Genomic DNA, 16956 nt, shown 5'->3' on the forward strand with positions numbered 1-16956 from the left:
TGACTCGATATACGGCCTCTTCTTCTCGTGCGCGTTTCTCTTGCGTGCTTCTCGTGCACTCAGCTGCCGATCAGGGCGCGAGTGTGACGGGCGATCATCAGTTCCTCGTTGGTCGGGACGATCCACACGCCGACCCGACTAGTGGGTGTACTGATGCACGAGTCGTTCGCCTGATTTGCGTCGGAGTCGATGTCGATACCGCACCACTGCGCGTATTCGCCGATACGCTGCCGAACCTGCGTCGCATGCTCTCCGATGCCTGCCGTGAACACCAATGCATCGATGCCCTTGAGCGCCGCGATCAGCGAGCCAAGCTCGCGGCAGATCCGATACACATACAGTTCGACGGCGAAGCGGGCACGAGGATCGTCGCTCGCGAGCAGCACGCGCATGTCGCCGGAAATGCCGGAAACGCCGAGCAAACCAGACTGCGAGTACAGCAGGTTTTCCACTTCGCGCGTGGTCATGTTCAGTTCGTTGAGCAGATACAGGATCACGCCAGGGTCGAGGTTCCCCGAGCGCGTACCCATCATCAGGCCGTCGAGCGCCGTGAAACCCATCGTGGTCGCGACACTGCGGCATGCCGACAGCGCACACAGGCTCGCCCCATTGCCGAGATGCGCGACCACCGTGCGGCCGGCCGCGGCTGCCGGCGAGATCTCCGGCAGCCTGCTGGCGATGTACTCATACGACAGTCCGTGAAAGCCATATCGGCGTACACCGCGTTCGATAACTGCAGCGGGCAGCGCGAAGGCCTTCGCCTGTTCGGGTTGCGTCGCGTGAAAGGCTGTGTCGAAACAGGCGATTTGCGGCATCGCCGGATTGCGCTCCGCGATGATTGCGATCGGTTTCAGGTTATGTGGCTGATGCAGCGGCGCAAGCGGCGTCAGCGTGTGCAGTTCCGCGAGCACGCTGGCATCGACGAGCACCGGTGCGACGAAACGCGCGCCGCCGTGCACGACGCGATGCCCGACCGCCGCGAGGCGATGGCCTTCGCGATGTCCGCGCAAGAAGTCGGCGATATGCGCGATCGCCCCGGCGTGGTCCAGGCTCGCGCCGTCGCCCCATGCATGAGAGCCGGCCTGCGCGCCGGCCGCATCGAAGGCAGCGAAGTGCGGTGAACTGAACAGCCCGTCGATCTGACCTCGCAGCACACAGGCGAGCTCGGCGGTTTGCGCATCGAAGGCGCTGAACTTGATGCTCGACGATCCAGCGTTGAGTACCAGGATGACGTCGGCCATGATCTACACCACGAGCCGATCTTCGCGGCCCTTGCTCGCCACCAGCGCCGCGACCGCGCACGACGCGAGCCGCGTGATAATCGAATCGGCGCGGCTCGTCAGGATGATCGGCACGCGCGCGCCGAGAACGATGCCCGCCGCGTCCGCGCCGGCCAGAAACGAAAGGCTTTTTGCCAGCATGTTGCCGGCTTCGAGATTGGGCACCATTAGAACATTGGCGCGCCCCGCAACCGGCGAATCGATCTTCTTCATGCGCGCCGCTTCGAGGTCGATTGCATTGTCGAGCGCGAGCGGCCCGTCGACGAGCGCCCCTGTGATCTGATGACGATCGACCATCTTGCAGAGCGCCGCGGCTTCGATCGTCGACGGAACCTTCGGGTTCACGATCTCCATTGCCGAGAGAATCGCGACCCGCACTTCGTCTACGCGAAGCGCATGGCCGAGATCAATCGCGTTTTGCAGTATGTCGGCTTTCTCCGCGAGCGTCGGTGCTATGTTGATCGCGGCATCGGTGATGATCAGCGCGTTTGCGTGCCCCGGCACGTCCATCACGAAGCAGTGGCTCACACGCCGTTCGGTGCGCAAGCCGCCCTCGCGGTGGACGACGGCGGCCATCAACTCGTCGGTGTGAAGGCTGCCCTTCATGATCGCCTCGGCCTTGCCTTCGCGCACCAGTTCGACGGCTTTCGCCGCCGCCGCGTGACTGTGCGGCACGTCGATCAGCGGATAGCCGGCTATCTGCAGCCCGCATTCTTCGGCGACGGCGCCAATGCGCTCGCGCGGTCCTACGAGAAGCGGCGCAATCAGCCCCATCTGCGCCGCCTCCACGGCGCCTTCGAGCGATGCGCGATCGCATGGATGCGCCACGGCAGTCGTTAGCGGCGGCTGGCTTTGGCAAAACGCGATAAGCCGTTGATACTTCTCGTGCGTACGCTCCACGATTCCTCCCGTGCATTGCGACAGTCGGTGTGCCGCGCGCGGCGACGCCGGCAACGCTGGTCATAGCCCGTCCAGAACGACTATCGCCGCCGCGCGCAGCCGCGGCAATAGGACTTTGGACCGATCTCCCGCAGCTTGACTTCGCGAGCCGCGAGTCGATCGACGCCTAAAACCGTCCGCGTCGCGTGTTGTCGTACATAGGATCGGGTGCCTTCTGCGTTTGCCGCAATATGCCTGCGTCGTCGAAATAGAAGTGGAAGATCATGTGATTAATATTGTTCTCCAGATAGCGATACGACCACACGTCGCGCTGCATTCTCTGAAAGCGCGCGGTTTCGAACGGGCGCCCGAAGTTGATGAGCACATCGTCGCGCGTCCACTTGCCGACCTCCGCGCGATAGAACTCGCTCTCCTGCAGCACCTGACGCATGCTCACCACTTTGCCGGACGCGTCGATATCCGCGACGGTCGTCGTGGTGCCCATCGGTTGCGTCGGCCACATCAGGCGCTGGCCGCCATCCGGCAGCTTGTAGGTCTCCTTGGGCGGGCCGAGCCGCGCAATCGCCGTCGACTGATCCGCGCCGGCTTCCACCTGCTGATGAGGTTGCACGCAGCCCATGAGCCCGGATATCAGCGCGCAAATCAACGCACATCTGATCTGACTATTCATGAACTTCTCCCATCGCTGATGAGTGCTCGCTGTCCCGTCTTTGCGCGGAGCCCTTCCTCAAATTGTTGCGAGCGAAGGCGGCGCGAGCATATCGGACGAAGGTCCTACGCTCGAAACTGTGGAGTGATGGCTAGAATCAGATTTTTGGCCGAGCAGGGATTGCCGCGAGTCAAGTGATCGTTCAGCGGCTCGCATTTGCGGCGTCTACCCAAAACCGATGCGCTACCGGGCGACTGGCTAGAGGCGTCAGCTGCGTGACTGGAGGTCGAGGCGCCGCTGTAGGGCTCGTTGCCAGCTTCGTCGACGCCGCTTCGGGCGAACGCTTTTGAATCCGGCGTCAGTATGATCGCCGTGATGGCGCTCGAAATAATTAGAGTCGACGCAATGCCCGCCTACCGCACTAGCGGGCTCCTTGCTGACACGAAATCCGGCAGCAGTCGGACCGCCGTTCGGCTTCGAAAGAATTCGGCGGACGATGCAGATCCGCCGCAATCGTTAGTGCCTTTCGCGGCGATTAGTGCTTGCGGCAATGCGCGCGACAACCGGTACCAGGCGAGGATTGAACATGGGTATCGAACTGGCGCGACCGCTCGCCCGCGCGACGATTGCATCGATCGTGACTCGTGCGACCGCGCGTTGCGCCCGTCTCGCGAACTGCTTCAGTTGCCGGTTACTGACGGGATGCCTCGCCCATACCAACGCTGCGAACCAACCGATAACCGTCCATCCCAGCAGAATGTTCACCATGGTCACCGCGAACGCGTCCTCGCGTTCTCTGGCGTCGGCGATCATTGCGGGTACCAGATACAGCATCAGCGCGCCGACAAACAATGCACCTTCGATAATTTTCAACATTTCGACACCTCGTGACAGCTTCGCTTAGCAGACGGCTTGCAGATTAATGGCCCGAGTACACATGGCCGACAGAGTCGGCGCTTTGACGGCCGCCGGATTCCGAAGAGGACGCAGCTACGCCGCCATACGAATCATTGACCGAACCGGCCGCACTGTTGCGTTCCGCTGCAACCGTTTGGGCACTTGGGCCCCGTTGCGAAGCAGGCGCCCCCACTGACGGGCGGTAAGAAGGCGCAGGACCATAGCCGCTGGCAAACACAGGAGCGGCAAACGAAGTAGTGACGGCGACGAGCACAGCTGCAAGAAGTTTGTTTTTCATGATGACTCTCCGATGCGATTCTGAGGCAGCGCGAATCGGTGAGACACGCGCCGTTGACAAGAGTCAGTGTAGACGGCGCCTATCCTTTTTCTATACCCATAGGGTGAAATCACAATTGCTGCAGACCGAACAATGCCTCGCTGCAAGGCCATGGCGGACTCGCGGGCCTGCTGCGGTTGGAATGGTTCGCATCGGGTAAGTCGAGAGACCTCCAATATCGGGGGCCCCAGAACATAGACGTGAAACAGGACTGAGCCATTGCGGCCAGCCTCGTCGGCCATGGTTTTGCGCGAGCACCTGGTGTCTCACCGTTTGCTCGCGCGCCGTCAGTGTATTGTCAGCTTCCGCCAAAGAAGATGTTGCATTGCGGGTTCACTCTGCACGGCCGGGCATGTTTCGAGCCGCTTTGTACCATCGTATCGGAGGTGCCACCGTACGCTTCCATCCCCGCACTTGGGTTGGAAACCTGCACCTGACCGCTGTCTTGCGGAGCGGCCTGAGGCGCCTGGGGCGTGCCTTGCGAATGCGCCAGCCCGGCGATCAAAAGCAGCCCAGCAACCGATCCAACCATCCGTCCTAGTTTCATATTGCCTCCTGATCCGCGTTGGATTATCCATACATGCCGTTTCGTTATTCGCGCGGCGAACTCGAAAACCAACACGCGATTTTCGGATTCGGGAAACGCGCCTGCGGCCTGCGGGTCGAATCGCCCGAGACCGTGATCCAGGAAAGTTGGGAAGATACGAAGTGCAGTGCGCCCGGCCGAGACAGGGACGCAAGTTGGCGTGCGCATTGGCAATGCCGATGGATTTTGTGGACCCCTCGACACGAATAGTCGCCCTGCAACTACGTTATAGCGCGTGCGATGACGATTCGTTAGTGATTATTCGACCTCCCTCACGCGGAAAACCGCAAAGCGATTCTTCGCCACGTTTTAACCGGCGATGGTTGCCGGGGCGGCCCTGTCGCCTCTGACCGAGCACAGTGAACGGTTGTGTTGGTTTTTGGCGCGCAACAACACCTCGCCATGTTCGATCGAGTCCAACAACGGGCCGCTGCTGCGGAACCGCTCTGGTCGTTCGTTGCTTTACCAGCGGGCTTCGCAGGCGCGTCAGAGGTTTCGAAGCGTTGTCGGCACACTAGTTGCAAACGGTAGCTGCGCCACCAGGAGACAGTCATGATGCGGCTCTTTGCAAACTCAGTGCAATCGAAACCGACGTATGGCAACGCAATCGTCGTCATTGGCGCTATCGCATTCGTTGCGGTATGCGCGACTGGAATTGCTGCGTTCGCCGGGTTATTGCCCCAATCCGAAAGCGTCGCCGCCACAGTGACCGCGACACCGTTGGTGGACCTGCAGACTCAAATCAAACAAACAATCACGAGTCCATGATTCGGCAACCGCGAGAACCGCTAAAAGCACGAGAAGCGCGGATCGCATTTGCATGGAGTCGCGAATAGTCGCCGCCGCTCGGCCACGTTCTTCGCCTTTGCGTTTCGTTGTCCTACCATATCAACTACGGTAGGTTTGCACGCAACGGGCTGCGCCTCGTCTTCAAGCCTTGCTTCGTGTCCCGTCGCGTTTTGCGCATCTCCTCCGCGTTGCCGCGCCGCACGTCGGGCAGATTGGCCGCGCACACACCTCTGAACAGGAGCGGCCATGAAACGGATCGTCGTGATCGGCGGCGGCTTTGCTGGGTTGTGGAGCGCCATCGGTGCGGCCCGCAAGCTCGATGAGCAAGGCGCGAGCAATCAGGTCGAAGTCGTCATGATCAACCCGCACGCGCATCACAGCATCCGGGTGCGCAACTACGAAGCGGATCTCGCGGCGACGCTCGTACCGCTGAGCGATGTGCTCGGCCCCGTCGGCGTGCAATGGATCCAGGGCGCAGTTACGGACATCGATGTCGCCGGCAAACAGGTCACGTTGAGCGTCCGCGGACGCACTACGCCGCTGACTTTCGACAAGCTCGTGCTGGCCTCGGGAAGCCGCCTTGTCGACGCGCCGATTGGTGGGCTCGCGGACCATGCATTCAACGTCGATACATACGAAGGCGCCGAACGCCTCGAACGACGGCTTCTGAAAATGGTGCATTCACACGCTGCTGGAAGTCTGACCTTCGTTGTTATCGGCTCAGGCCTCACGGGCGTGGAAGTCGCCTCCGAGTTGCCGCATCGTGTGCGCGACCTCCTGGCCGCGAGCGGTGAGCGCCTGCGTGAGAGTGAGGTTCGCGTCATGCTGATCGAGCGTGCGCCACGGATCGCGATGGCGATGGGCGGTGCGCAACCGGTCATCGAGCAGGCATTGACGCAACTCGGCGTCGAGATGATGACCGATGTCGAGATCGAGCAGATCGACGACACGGGGATGACGCTCGCAGGCGGCAAGCGCGTCGATGCATCGACGATTATCTGGTGTGGCGGCATGCATGCGAGTCCGTTGACGCGCTGCATTCCTGTCGAGCGCGATGCGCTCGGGCGGGTACCGGTCGACGAAACGCTGCGCGTAAAAGGTGTCTCCGACGTCTTCGCAGCCGGCGACGTGGCGCGCGCGCTGTTCGAAGACGGCAAGCATGAATCCGTCATGTCCTGCCAGCACAGCAGACCGATGGGGCGTTTCGCGGGGCACAACGTCGTCTGCGATCTGCTCGGTCTGCCGATGCTGCCGCTCGACATCGACTGGTACACGACCATTCTCGACCTTGGCGCTTGGGGCGCGGTCTATACGGAAGGCTGGGAGCGCAGGCTCGCCGCACAGGGTCAGCAGGCGAAGAACGTCAAACGGGTCATCAACACTGAGCGGATCTATCCGCCCCGCACCGGCAGCCGCGCGGATCTTTTCGCGGCGGCGGCTCCGATTGTGCAGGCGCCGCCACCCATCCGCGGGTAACACGCCGTCAGCGCTTCGCGCGCTCGTGAAGCGGTGTTCGGCAAACGGAGTGCCGGCTTAGGTCAGGCGCGCTCCAAAACTGCGCGCGCGCCGCTTTGTCACCAGCGTCCGGGACGCTCTCCCAAGTACGTTCGAGCCCTTATGTGGGATTGCTCACAAATTGTTGCACTTTGTTTCAATCGGCCGAAGTCCCCGCCCGGCAATGGTTTTCACCCATCGGAACAGCTCGCGCGCGGCCAGGCTCGCCGCGTCAGGGTGAAGATTTCAAACGCCATACCGTTAAAGAACTTAACAAGTGAGGGACACACACCATGAAGATTGAACCCAGCAACTACCCGCTCGCGGCGCCGCGCAACACTACGCAGCGCGCAACGAACAACAGCGACACGAATGGCGCGATCGAATCCGTAAACCCCGCCGGCACTTCCGGTGCGCAGAATGCCGAGGTGAGTCTTACGTCAATGTCCGCGCTGCGCTCGTTCAGTGACCCGGATATCGACACCGCGAAGGTCGAGTCGATCAAGGCCGAGTTGCGTCAAGGCACCTACAAGATCGATTCGGGCAAGATCGCCGACGGCGCACTGAACTCCGTGCGCGAGTTGCTGCAAACGAGAACCCGGTAACCGGCGACTGAACCTGGCGACACTGCCGCGTAGGTAACTCACGTCGCCGTGCAGCTCGCGACGCCCGCGCATACAACAATGGCGCCAGCTCCTGCCGCTGCTACTGCTACTGTTTTCCCCTGATGGCTCGCGTCAAGCCTTGCTCGTCATAGGGTTTGGCCAGAACTACCGCCCCGGCAAGCCATTCGTTGCTCAACACGCTCGGGTCTGGATTGCCCGATGCAATCACGACATGCAGCTTCGGGTACTTCTTGCGCGCCTGAACTGCAAGCTCGCTGCCCGACATACCGGGCAAGCCCAGGTCCACGACCAGCACGTCTACAGGATGGGCGTCCAGAATCGGCAGCGCCTGTTCGCCACTTGCCGCGGTGAACACCCGGTGCCCCAGACTTTCGAGCATGTCTCCGGTGGACATCAGGATCAATTCCTCGTCCTCGACCAGCAGCACCCGCAGCGCGGGGGACGCAACTTCGATGACAGGCCGTTCACGGGCAGGCCGCGCACGGACCGCCGGGGCCGGACGCTGGCTGTTCAGTTGCCGTTGATTTGCCAACACGTGACGGAGCCTTCGTGCCAAAGCCTCCCGGGTGTACGGCTTACTCAGCAACTCGATGCCTTCATCGAGGCGGCCGCCATGCACGATCGCGTTTTCCGTATAGCCCGACGTGAAAAGCACTGCAATGTCCGGCAACCGCTCCCTCGCCTTTCGAGCGAGTTCGGGACTCCGTAGCGGGCCAGGCATCACCACATCGGTGAAGAGCAGATCGATCGGCACGCCGCTTTCTATGATGGCCCATCCGCTTTGCGCATCTCGCGCTTTCAGCACCCTGTATCCGAGGTCCGTGAGCATATCGACGACCGTATTGCGCACGTCTTCGTCATCTTCCACGACCAGGATAGTTTCCGTTCCCCCGACCGCCGGTGCAGTTTCAGCCTCTGGCGTGCGGTCCTCCTCCTGGCGGGACCGCGGCAAGTAGATACGGATGGTGGTGCCTTCGCCCACCTCACTGTAGATTTTTATGTGGCCTTCCGACTGCTTGACGACGCCCCACACCATGCTCAGGCCAAGGCCGGTTCCCTGCCCTTCCGGCTTCGTGGTGAAGAACGGTTCGAACGCATGCTCCATGACTTCTCCCGACATTCCAGAGCCCGTGTCGGTGACGGCAAGCATCACGTACTGGCCTGGCCGGACGTCGGGGTGGGCCGCGGCATAGACGGCATCGAGCGACGCATTGCCAGCCTCGATCGTCAACTTGCCACGGCCTTTCATTGCGTCGCGCGCGTTGATGGCGAGATTGAGCAACGCGTTCTCCACCTGGCTCGGATCGACCATGGTGTTCCAAAGACCGCCGGAAATGACGGTTTCGATCTCTATTTCCTCGCCCAGAGCGCGACGCAGCATATCGTCCATATCGCGGACGAACCGGCCAAGGTTGACCACCTTGGGCCGCATCGGCTGGCGTCGCCCGAAAGCGAGCAATTGCGAGGCAAGCTTCGAGCCGCGCGTGACCCCGGCCAGCGCGTTACGCAAGCGTCTTTCCCCGGCTTCATGACCATTGATATCTCTCGCCAGCAACTGGAGGTTGCCCGCTATCACCTGCAGCAGGTTGTTGAAATCATGAGCGACGCCACCGGTCAGTTTGCCGATCGCTTCCATTTTCTGTGCGTGGCGCAGCGCCTCTTCGACGCGCTCACGCTCCTCGGCCGCGGTAAGTAGCTGTTCGTTCGCGGCCTGCAGTTCCAACGTCCTTTCGACGACCTTCGCTTCCAGCGTCTCGTTCAGGCGTAGCTGCCGTTCCTCGCTTTCACGCAAAGCCTGCTCGGTCAACGTTCGTTGCGCGATCTCAGTCTGAGCCGCCTGATACAACCGTGCATTGTCGATGGCGATCGCCGCCTGGGCCGCGACGCCGAGCAGCAGACGCTCGGCGCGCTCGGTAAATACATCCGGTTCGGGATGACCGAAGAAGAGCCCGCCCAGCACTTCGCCGGAGCGCGACACGACCGGAGCCGCCAGATAACTGCACACGGGCAGATGCCCTTCAGGCATGCCGAAATACGGCGCGCTATTGCCGTAGCGCGGGTCCCGCTTGATGTCGGCGGAGCGCACGATAGCCTCGCCGTTGAACGTAGGCGCGAACACCTTCGTGTTGCGCGGCATTGGAAATTTCGAAAATGCTTCGCGCGGCACGCCCGAGATCGAATAGAGCGTATAGCGCTCGCCACGCTCGTCGAGCACATTGTAGAAAAACGCTCCAAAAGCGGCGCCCGTGAGTTCTTTCGCGGCATCGGTGACGACCTGCACCGCCTGGTCCAGATCCAGTTCGGCCGCGATCGTCGCGCCGATTTTATTGAGGACCTCGAGCAGGTTGGCCTCGTCGCGCAGAGCGTGGCTCATCTGCCTGCGAAGTGTCGCCATGGCCAGCGCCGAGTCGACGCGGGCGACGAGTTCGCGCGCGGAAAATGGTTTGACGAGGTAGTCGTCGGCGCCGGCAGCCAAGCCATCGAGGCTCGCCTCCTCCCCCGCACGCGCCGACAACGCGATGATGGGCAGGTCCTTCAGCGTCGCGTCGCCGCGGATGGAACGTATCAAGCCAAAGCCATCGAGCCTCGGCATCATGATGTCGGTGAGCAGAAGGTCGGGACGGCGACGGCGAATCGTCTCCAGTGCAGCCTGCCCATCCGCGACGACTTCCACGTGATGAGAACCGCCTAGCAGACGTTGCACGTAGGCCCGCATGTCGGCGTTGTCGTCGGCCAGAAGAATGTGGGCGCCATCGGTAGCCGGCCGCGCCGCAGCCGTAACGGACTCGCCAATTCTTTCTCTATCAGAAGTCTCGTGAGGCGCCTCCGCGTCCGGCAACCAGCGCTCAGCCTCGCCGACGTAGGCCTCGACACGTAAGGCGCTCGAGCCGACCGGTCCTTCATGCTCGATCAGCGGAGTCGCCAGGTGCTTCGCGCCAAAAGGAATCGCAACGGTGAATACCGTACCTTTGCCGATCTCGCTTTCTACGCGAACGGTGCCGCCATGCAGCCTGACGAGTTCCTCGACGAGCGCGAGACCAATGCCGCTGCCCTCGAATGAGCGACCGCGGGCTCCCTCGATACGGTGAAACCGCTCGAAGATCCGTGGCAGCTCCGCCTCGGGAATACCGGTCCCGGTGTCGCGAACGACCAGTTCAGCCGTGTCGCGCTGCCTCAATTCGACCGATACCCCGCCTTCGAACGTGAACTTGAACGCGTTGGAGAGCAGGTTCAGAACGATTTTTTCCCACATGTCACGGTCGACATAGACCGGCTGCGTGAGCGTCTCGCAATTGACGGTCAGGGTCAGCCCCGCACGCTCCATGGCCGAGCGGAAATTGCTGGCGAGGTCCGTGGTCAGTTGCGCAAGATCCGTGGCTTGAAAGCTGGCCTTCAGGCGACCTGCCTCGATACGCGAAAAATCCAGCAGGGAATTGACGAGTTTCAGGAGCCGCAGGCCGTTGCGATGGGCGAGCTGAATTTGCCGGAGGCCTTCTTCGCCAAGTTGCTCCGGATCGGCGAGCAACTCTTCTATCGGCCCTAGCATCAGGGTCAGAGGCGTACGGAACTCATGACTGACGTTGGAAAAAAACGTCGTCTTTGCGCGATCGATCTCGGCCAACGCTTCGGCACGTCGCCGTTCTTCCTCGTAGGCGCGAGCGCTCGCCAGGCTGGTCGCGATATGTGAGGCGGCTCGCTCAAGGAAGGCCTGGTAGTCGTCGTCGGCGGCGCCGCGTGGGCTTATCCCCGCGACAAGAATGGCGGCAACCGTTCCCGGGTGCGCCGTCGCCTGAATCGGAAGGATGAGCGCCTGAGTACACGGCTCGGGCCACGGACCGCCTGGGAGCGGCGTCGTGAAACGTTCGGCAAGATCTTCCACGAGACGTTTCTGCCCTGTGCGCAGCACGCTGGCCAGAGGCCACGGCGTGTCGGCGTCGCCAAGGTCGATCACCGTCGGCGCAGCCGCACTGTCCCGGTCGACGCCGGTGAGTCCCATCAGGTGCGCCTGCTGTGCCTGGTCGTCGATCCGGTAAAGCAGACTGAATGGCACATCGACGCTTTTCGTGGCGAGCAGCGTCGCCGCGACTGCAAATACCTCTAGCTCATCGCGCCTCGCCGCCAGGGCCTCGGCAAGTTCGCGCAGCGCACGCTCACGCCGCTCTGCCAGAACCGAGGACGTCGTTTCGAGGACGGCATTGAAGATTCCTTCTACCTGTCCACCTTCACCCCGGATCGGGCTGAACGTGAAATTGAAATAGCACTCTTCGGTGTATCCATGGCGGTGCATGGGAAGCAATTGGTCATGCTGCCAAACCCCGGCTCCGGTCTCCTGCACTTGATGGAATAGCGGACCGATCGTGTCCCAGATCTCGGGCCACACTTCCCTGCCCGGCCGACCCAAGGCACCAGGGTGCTTCTTGCCGGGAATCGAACTCCACGCATCGTTGTAGAGCAGCGCCAGTTCGGGTCCCCAGTAGATGGCGATGGGGAAGTTGGCTTCCAGACAAATGCTCAACGCGGACCGCAAGCTTTGTGGCCACGTTTCCGGTTCGCCTAGAGGCGTGGCGCTCCAGTTATGCGCGCGCAACAGCGCACCCATTTCGCCGCCGCCATGAAGGAAATCATGAGCCACACACACTGTTGCACGTTTTGCGTCGGATGATGTCTGGTCGCTCACGGCCACCTCAACGGGACAAAAAGGCAGACATTATCCTTCAAATAATGCGGTTCGTTGTGTGGTCATGTCGGACGATTGTCGTTGCCTCCGTGTTGACTCTTTGGCCCTTTCGCGGCCCTTGCATCGGGGTGGGCAAAGAGTGCAAAAGACGCGCGTGAGAGCAAAATTTCCGCGTGCCAGATCACGGCGTTTCAGGCGTCGGTCACTTGTCCCGTTGCCTGGATAGTGAGCGTCCCGCACGCGCAAAAATTGCGTACGCGCTTGTCACCGGCACGTCCGGGCGGGAATTCCGATGCAAGCATGCCGTTTCCTGGTTCAACTTGCGCAAGAGGTCGACCAACTTCGGCGACGGCAAGCGCGACAGACCGTTAGTTGCGTCAGAGAAGCCGCACGCCTGACGCAAAAAATGCACAGACGATGCGATGTGGACAAGACCGCCAACCGCCTTCGGCCGCTGGCGCTCGGGAAGTTTTATACCGGGCGTGCGCGCTAGCCACGCGACTTGCGCAACGCCTCGCCTTTATGAACCGCGCGCTTGCCGCTCTTCTCGCTCTCCACTTCATACGACGGACTGGACGGCGATGCCGCAACGACATGTCCCTCGACCTTCGCGCGCTCAGTAATGACGCGTGTGACGTGCCCGTGCGTCTCGCCCTGCGGTGTGTTCCAGCTGACGCGATCCTTCGGTTTGAGATCCTTGCTCATTGCGACTCTCCGTTCATCAAGTTGATGGGACCTGGCTGCGCAATCGACATGCCGCGCACGACATCAGTAGCAGTCACTACTAATCACGTCGGCATCGCTCCATCGTTCGGACGATGGGGAGTCTCGCCTGCGATGGCCGCTCCTGTGCGGTCGTTGCGAACGTCGCCTTGCTGCCACGTCGACGCCTGGTCGTCCGGCAAGCAATCTCCCGTGCTGAGCGAGAGCAGCACGGGCACCGACTTGTACGACGGCGTCCCGCTACGCGCGTCGCAGTCGTGTAATGCGATGAGCCCGTTCGCCTCGGGATAGTAGGCGGCCATCGATCCGCGGGGAATGTCGTAAGCGACCGCCGTCAGCCCGCACAGACGGCGCGATCCGCCGAGGCTCACGGTGTCTTCGATCGCTTCGACATCGACGAGATCGCCATGCTGCAGACCGCGCGAGTCGAGATCCTGCTCGTTGACGAAAATCACATCGCGACGACCCGATATGCCCCGATAGCGGTCGTTGTAGCCGTAAATGGTCGTGTTGTATTGATCGTGGCTGCGTATCGTGGCGAGCAGTAGCGCGTCGCTGCGATTCACGCGCGGATCTTCCATGACGCCGCTATGGGCGATGAAACGCGCGCGGCCGTCGGGCGTGTCCCAGCGGCGCGCAGACGCGGCGTTGTAAAGCCGGAAGCCGCCCGGTTCGCGTATGCGCTCGTTGTAATGCTCGAATTGCGGAAAGACCGCTTCGATCAGGTCGCGAATGCGGCTGTAGTCCGCGACCCAGCCATCCCAGTCGAGCGTCGGATCGTCGAGCGATGCTTTGGCAATGCCCGCGACGATCGCCGGTTCCGAACGCAGATGCTCCGACGCTGGCGGCAGCGATCCTTGCGACGCATGCACCATCGACATGGAGTCTTCGACCGTGACAGATTGAGGCCCGCTTGCCTGGACATCCAGTTCGGTGCGCCCGAGACACGGCAGCAACAGCGTCTCTTTTGCGGCCAGCAGATGCGAGCGGTTCAGCTTCGTGGCGATATGCACAGCCAGGTCGAGCTTGCGGATCGCGTCGAAGCAGACGCCGGGGTCCGACATCGCGACAGGCAGATTGCCGCCCAGACAGATCAGCGCCTTCGCGCGCTCGTCGCGCATGGACTGCATCGCGGCGATCGCGCCGTGCCCGTGCTCGCGCGGAGGCTCGAAGCCGAACACGCGCTTGAGCGAATCGAGGAACGCAGGCGGCGGCACTTCGGTGATGCCCACCGTGCGATCGCCTTGCACGTTGGAATGGCCGCGCAGCGGACAGATGCCTGCGCCATCGCGTCCAATGTTTCCTCGCATGAGTAACAGATTCGCAATCTGCTGGACGTTCGCGGTCCCGCTGCAATGCTGAGTGATGCCCATGCCATAACATACGATCACGGCGCGCGACTCCGCATAAATGCGCGCAAGCTTTTCGATCTCGTCGCGCGCAACGCCCGACGTCGACACGATCTGGTCCCACGGCGTGGCTTCCAGATCGCGCACCAGTTCGTCGAACCCGGTCGTGTGTTCGTCGATGAACGCGCGATCCACTACGCCCTCGCCTCCGTTACCGCGGTTCTCGCGGTCCATGTCGAGCAGCGTTTTCATCATCCCTTTCAGGACCGCGACGTCGCCGCCGATCTTGAGTTGCACATAGTCGGTGGCAATGGGCGTAGAACGCCCGGTCGCCATTTCCATAGCGTCTTGTGGCGAAGTGAAACGCTCCAGTCCGCGTTCGCGCAACGGATTGAGCGCCACGATTTTCGCCCCGCGCCGCGCGGCGGCGCGCAGCGTCGCGAGCATACGCGGATGGTTGGTGCCGGGATTGTGTCCGATGCAGAATATCGCGTCGCAATGATCGAAGTCGGCGAGAGTGACCGTACCCTTGCCGACGCCGATCGATTCGGGAAGACCCACACTCGTGGGCTCGTGGCACATGTTCGAACAATCGGGGAAGTTGTTCGTGCCGAACCGGCGCGCGAGCAGCTGGAACAGAAACGCCGCCTCGTTCGAGGCCCTGCCGGACGTGTAAAACTCCGCCATGTTCGGATCGGGTAAGGCGCGCAGCGCGGCGCCGATACGTGCGAACGCCTCGTCCCACTCGATCGGCACGTAACGGTCGGTGGCAGCGTCGTAGCGCATTGGATGAGTCAGCCGTCCCTCGTCCTCAAGCGCGAAGTCGCTCCAATGCCACAGTTCGCTGAGTGAATGCCGTGCGAAAAAATCGGGTGTCGTACGTTTGCTCGTTGCTTCCCAGGACACAGCCTTCGCCCCGTTTTCACAGAACTCGAACGACGACGTGCTGCGCGGGTCCGGCCATGCGCACCCTGGGCAATCGAAACCGGCCGGTTGATTAACCTTCAACAGCATCGTCGCCTCGCGCGCCACACCCATCTGCTGGCGCACGGCGCGAGCCACTGCCTGCAACGCTCCCCAGCCGCCAGCCGGGCCGCCATAGGGCCCGACTCCTGGTACATCCCGCTTGCTCATTTTCTGGTCCTCCGGTAAGCATCTGGGGAAGTGCGCAAGCGTTGTGCCCATGGGAGCGGCGGCGTTGTGACTACGCGCGGGTGGATGTGGAGTGGATATCGCTGGCTGCAGGTGGCGGTGTAAATCTGAAAGGTCGCCGGATTGGTTTGCCTGCGCGTTTCCGAGTGCGCGATGTTGCTAAATTAATGTGGTCAGGATTTGTGCGCTTCGCGAAGCTGGCTCAACCAGGGCGCCTGTAGCGGCCATGAGCGGCCGTTCGACACACTGGCAGGAATCGTCGACAATCCGGGGAAAACCTTCATTTGCGACGGAAAGCATCCGGATGGAATCTTGCGAGATCCAATTTACGGTGGATAATCTCTGCCATTGGGCAGGCATGGGCGGCTATGTGCTGATTCCGCCCGATCAAAGCTATGCGATGACACTGCGATATGAAGGTGAACCTCCGCATGGAGATTCATATCACGTCGTTGATATCGCCGGGCATCGCTTTCCCGGCTATGCGTGGGGCTGCATGTTCGCGATGTCCAATTGCTCGGACTTCATTGCTTTCAGTTGGATGGAAAAGAAATTCGAAAGGCTGACGACGGTTATAGACGTGAGACATTCCAGATACTTGGTTTTGTCGCGATACATCTACCATCCCCGCATCGAATGGCCTTCAATTCTGGATGCGATTGGCGAACAAGAAGGGTGTGCGTTCAACGGCTCTGAGGCCTGGACAGATTTTTGACAACGCCCAGCTTTACCGCCGGTTCAAGCTCCCCATCGGCGGACTTCTGAACGGACACGCAAATTGATCCTCACGACTGTCCGCTAACAAGAAAGCTGAATCTCTCAGGCTTGGGACGCAGTGCGGCCATCACCAGACCTTCGACATCCGGGCCAAAATCGTCAACAATTGCCACGCACATATTCGTGGCACAGCACGTAGCGAGGACAGTGAAAGTTAAATTAATAGAGGACGGGAATTTCCCGTCGTGGCTGCGATTGCTACTTATCCTCGTTGGCACTGGATTGGGGGCGATAGCACTTGAATGCAATCTGTATCCAGTAGCAGCGAAAACCGTCTTGCTTCTCGGCTTTGGAATTGCTCTTGTCGGCGGTATGACAAGCCGTGCCGCGTTGCTGAAGATAAAGCCCTTTGACAACAGCTATAAGAAAGCGAAAGACAGCTACAAAGAGAATGACTGAGATAACGAAGGAAAGAATAAGGGAGGGGCCGCCCGCTTTCCGGAAGGATGATCGGCCGTAACGGGTCGATTATGCGCAGTCGCTCCAGTACGCGGGTCGGGGACGAGCGGCGAGCCTGGTCATGGAACGAAGTGCGGCCAATTCTGGCGGCTCGACGCCGATGCGTAAATCGTCAACAATCCATGCATAACTGTTAGGGTGCGCGGTCGCCCAAAACCGCGGAGCCATGCGTGCGTAACTCAAGGGTAGTCATTTCAATGGTATTCAAGGGGAAGCCAGCGTGTTTTGAAAGTTCCTTGACTAGAGCGAACGCACTTGCC

Annotated in this window: 12 protein-coding genes; 4 read left to right on the plus strand and 8 right to left on the minus strand. The window is 61.2% G+C overall.

Annotated features, from left to right (window positions below; translation table 11 throughout):
• Positions 1-59: 59 nt before the first annotated feature.
• The 5 genes from SB753_RS04360 to SB753_RS04380 all read right to left on the minus strand — a co-directional run bounded on the left by SB753_RS04360 (position 60) and on the right by SB753_RS04380 (position 4024).
• Complete coding sequence (locus SB753_RS04360; RefSeq protein WP_410799153.1) at positions 60-1241, minus strand: acetate/propionate family kinase; 1182 nt, start codon at positions 1239-1241, stop codon at positions 60-62.
• A 3-nt stretch (positions 1242-1244) separates the two neighbouring features.
• The gene (locus tag SB753_RS04365) at positions 1245-2180 is read right to left on the minus strand and encodes a phosphate acetyltransferase (protein WP_310066401.1); all 936 of its coding nucleotides are present in this window, start codon (positions 2178-2180) and stop codon (positions 1245-1247) included.
• Positions 2181-2346: 166 nt separating this feature from the next.
• Positions 2347-2850 (minus strand): hypothetical protein, encoded by a 504-nt coding sequence (locus tag SB753_RS04370; protein WP_087753455.1) that lies wholly within the window; start codon positions 2848-2850, stop codon positions 2347-2349.
• 495 nt (positions 2851-3345) lie between these two features.
• Positions 3346-3705 (minus strand): superinfection immunity protein, encoded by a 360-nt coding sequence (locus SB753_RS04375; protein WP_204521774.1) that lies wholly within the window; start codon positions 3703-3705, stop codon positions 3346-3348.
• A 43-nt stretch (positions 3706-3748) separates the two neighbouring features.
• Entirely contained in the window at positions 3749-4024 is a 276-nt protein-coding gene (locus SB753_RS04380; protein ID WP_410799155.1) for a hypothetical protein, read from the minus strand.
• 1660 nt (positions 4025-5684) lie between these two features.
• Between SB753_RS04380 and SB753_RS04385 the strand changes: the two genes are divergently transcribed.
• On the plus strand, positions 5685-6914 hold the full coding sequence (locus SB753_RS04385; protein ID WP_410799157.1) for an NAD(P)/FAD-dependent oxidoreductase: 1230 nt from the start codon (positions 5685-5687) through the stop codon (positions 6912-6914).
• Between the two features lie 311 nt (positions 6915-7225).
• Positions 7226-7537 (plus strand): flagellar biosynthesis anti-sigma factor FlgM, encoded by a 312-nt coding sequence (gene flgM, locus SB753_RS04390; protein WP_408162721.1) that lies wholly within the window; start codon positions 7226-7228, stop codon positions 7535-7537.
• 106 nt (positions 7538-7643) lie between these two features.
• Here the strand turns inward: flgM and SB753_RS04395 are convergent, their stop codons facing one another.
• The 3 genes from SB753_RS04395 to SB753_RS04405 all read right to left on the minus strand — a co-directional run bounded on the left by SB753_RS04395 (position 7644) and on the right by SB753_RS04405 (position 15442).
• Positions 7644-12242: a response regulator gene (locus tag SB753_RS04395; protein WP_410799159.1), complete on the minus strand. Its 4599-nt coding sequence runs from the start codon at positions 12240-12242 to the stop codon at positions 7644-7646.
• Between the two features lie 483 nt (positions 12243-12725).
• The gene (locus tag SB753_RS04400; RefSeq protein WP_410799161.1) at positions 12726-12941 is read right to left on the minus strand and encodes a DUF2945 domain-containing protein; all 216 of its coding nucleotides are present in this window, start codon (positions 12939-12941) and stop codon (positions 12726-12728) included.
• A gap of 83 nt (positions 12942-13024) precedes the next feature.
• Positions 13025-15442, minus strand: a complete 2418-nt coding sequence (locus tag SB753_RS04405; protein WP_410799163.1) for an FdhF/YdeP family oxidoreductase — start codon at positions 15440-15442, stop codon at positions 13025-13027.
• Positions 15443-15686: 244 nt separating this feature from the next.
• On the opposite strand from SB753_RS04405, the gene SB753_RS04410 reads away from it, so the two are divergent.
• A complete protein-coding gene (locus SB753_RS04410; RefSeq protein WP_410799164.1) occupies positions 15687-16175 on the plus strand; it encodes a hypothetical protein in 489 nt (162 codons plus the stop codon).
• A gap of 209 nt (positions 16176-16384) precedes the next feature.
• Positions 16385-16636, plus strand: coding sequence for a hypothetical protein (locus tag SB753_RS04415; RefSeq protein ID WP_131321259.1), 252 nt, complete (start codon positions 16385-16387; stop codon positions 16634-16636).
• Positions 16637-16956 lie beyond the last annotated feature (320 nt).

The sequence above is a fragment of the Paraburkholderia sp. SIMBA_053 genome, assembly GCF_046534895.1.
Taxonomy (GTDB): Bacteria; Pseudomonadota; Gammaproteobacteria; order Burkholderiales; family Burkholderiaceae; genus Paraburkholderia; species Paraburkholderia caledonica.

Excerpts from the sequence above, each read along its gene's own strand:
- SB753_RS04405 (WP_410799163.1), bottom strand. The coding sequence starts at position 15,442 with ATGAGCAAGCGGGATGTACCAGGAGTCGGGCCCTATGGCGGCCCGGCT.
- SB753_RS04360 (WP_410799153.1), bottom strand. The coding sequence starts at position 1,241 with ATGGCCGACGTCATCCTGGTACTCAACGCTGGATCGTCGAGCATCAAG.
- SB753_RS04370 (WP_087753455.1), bottom strand. The coding sequence starts at position 2,850 with ATGAATAGTCAGATCAGATGTGCGTTGATTTGCGCGCTGATATCCGGG.
- SB753_RS04400 (WP_410799161.1), bottom strand. The coding sequence starts at position 12,941 with ATGAGCAAGGATCTCAAACCGAAGGATCGCGTCAGCTGGAACACACCG.
- SB753_RS04375 (WP_204521774.1), bottom strand. The coding sequence starts at position 3,705 with ATGTTGAAAATTATCGAAGGTGCATTGTTTGTCGGCGCGCTGATGCTG.
- flgM (WP_408162721.1), top strand. The coding sequence starts at position 7,226 with ATGAAGATTGAACCCAGCAACTACCCGCTCGCGGCGCCGCGCAACACT.
- SB753_RS04380 (WP_410799155.1), bottom strand. The coding sequence starts at position 4,024 with ATGAAAAACAAACTTCTTGCAGCTGTGCTCGTCGCCGTCACTACTTCG.
- SB753_RS04385 (WP_410799157.1), top strand. The coding sequence starts at position 5,685 with ATGAAACGGATCGTCGTGATCGGCGGCGGCTTTGCTGGGTTGTGGAGC.
- SB753_RS04410 (WP_410799164.1), top strand. The coding sequence starts at position 15,687 with ATGAGCGGCCGTTCGACACACTGGCAGGAATCGTCGACAATCCGGGGA.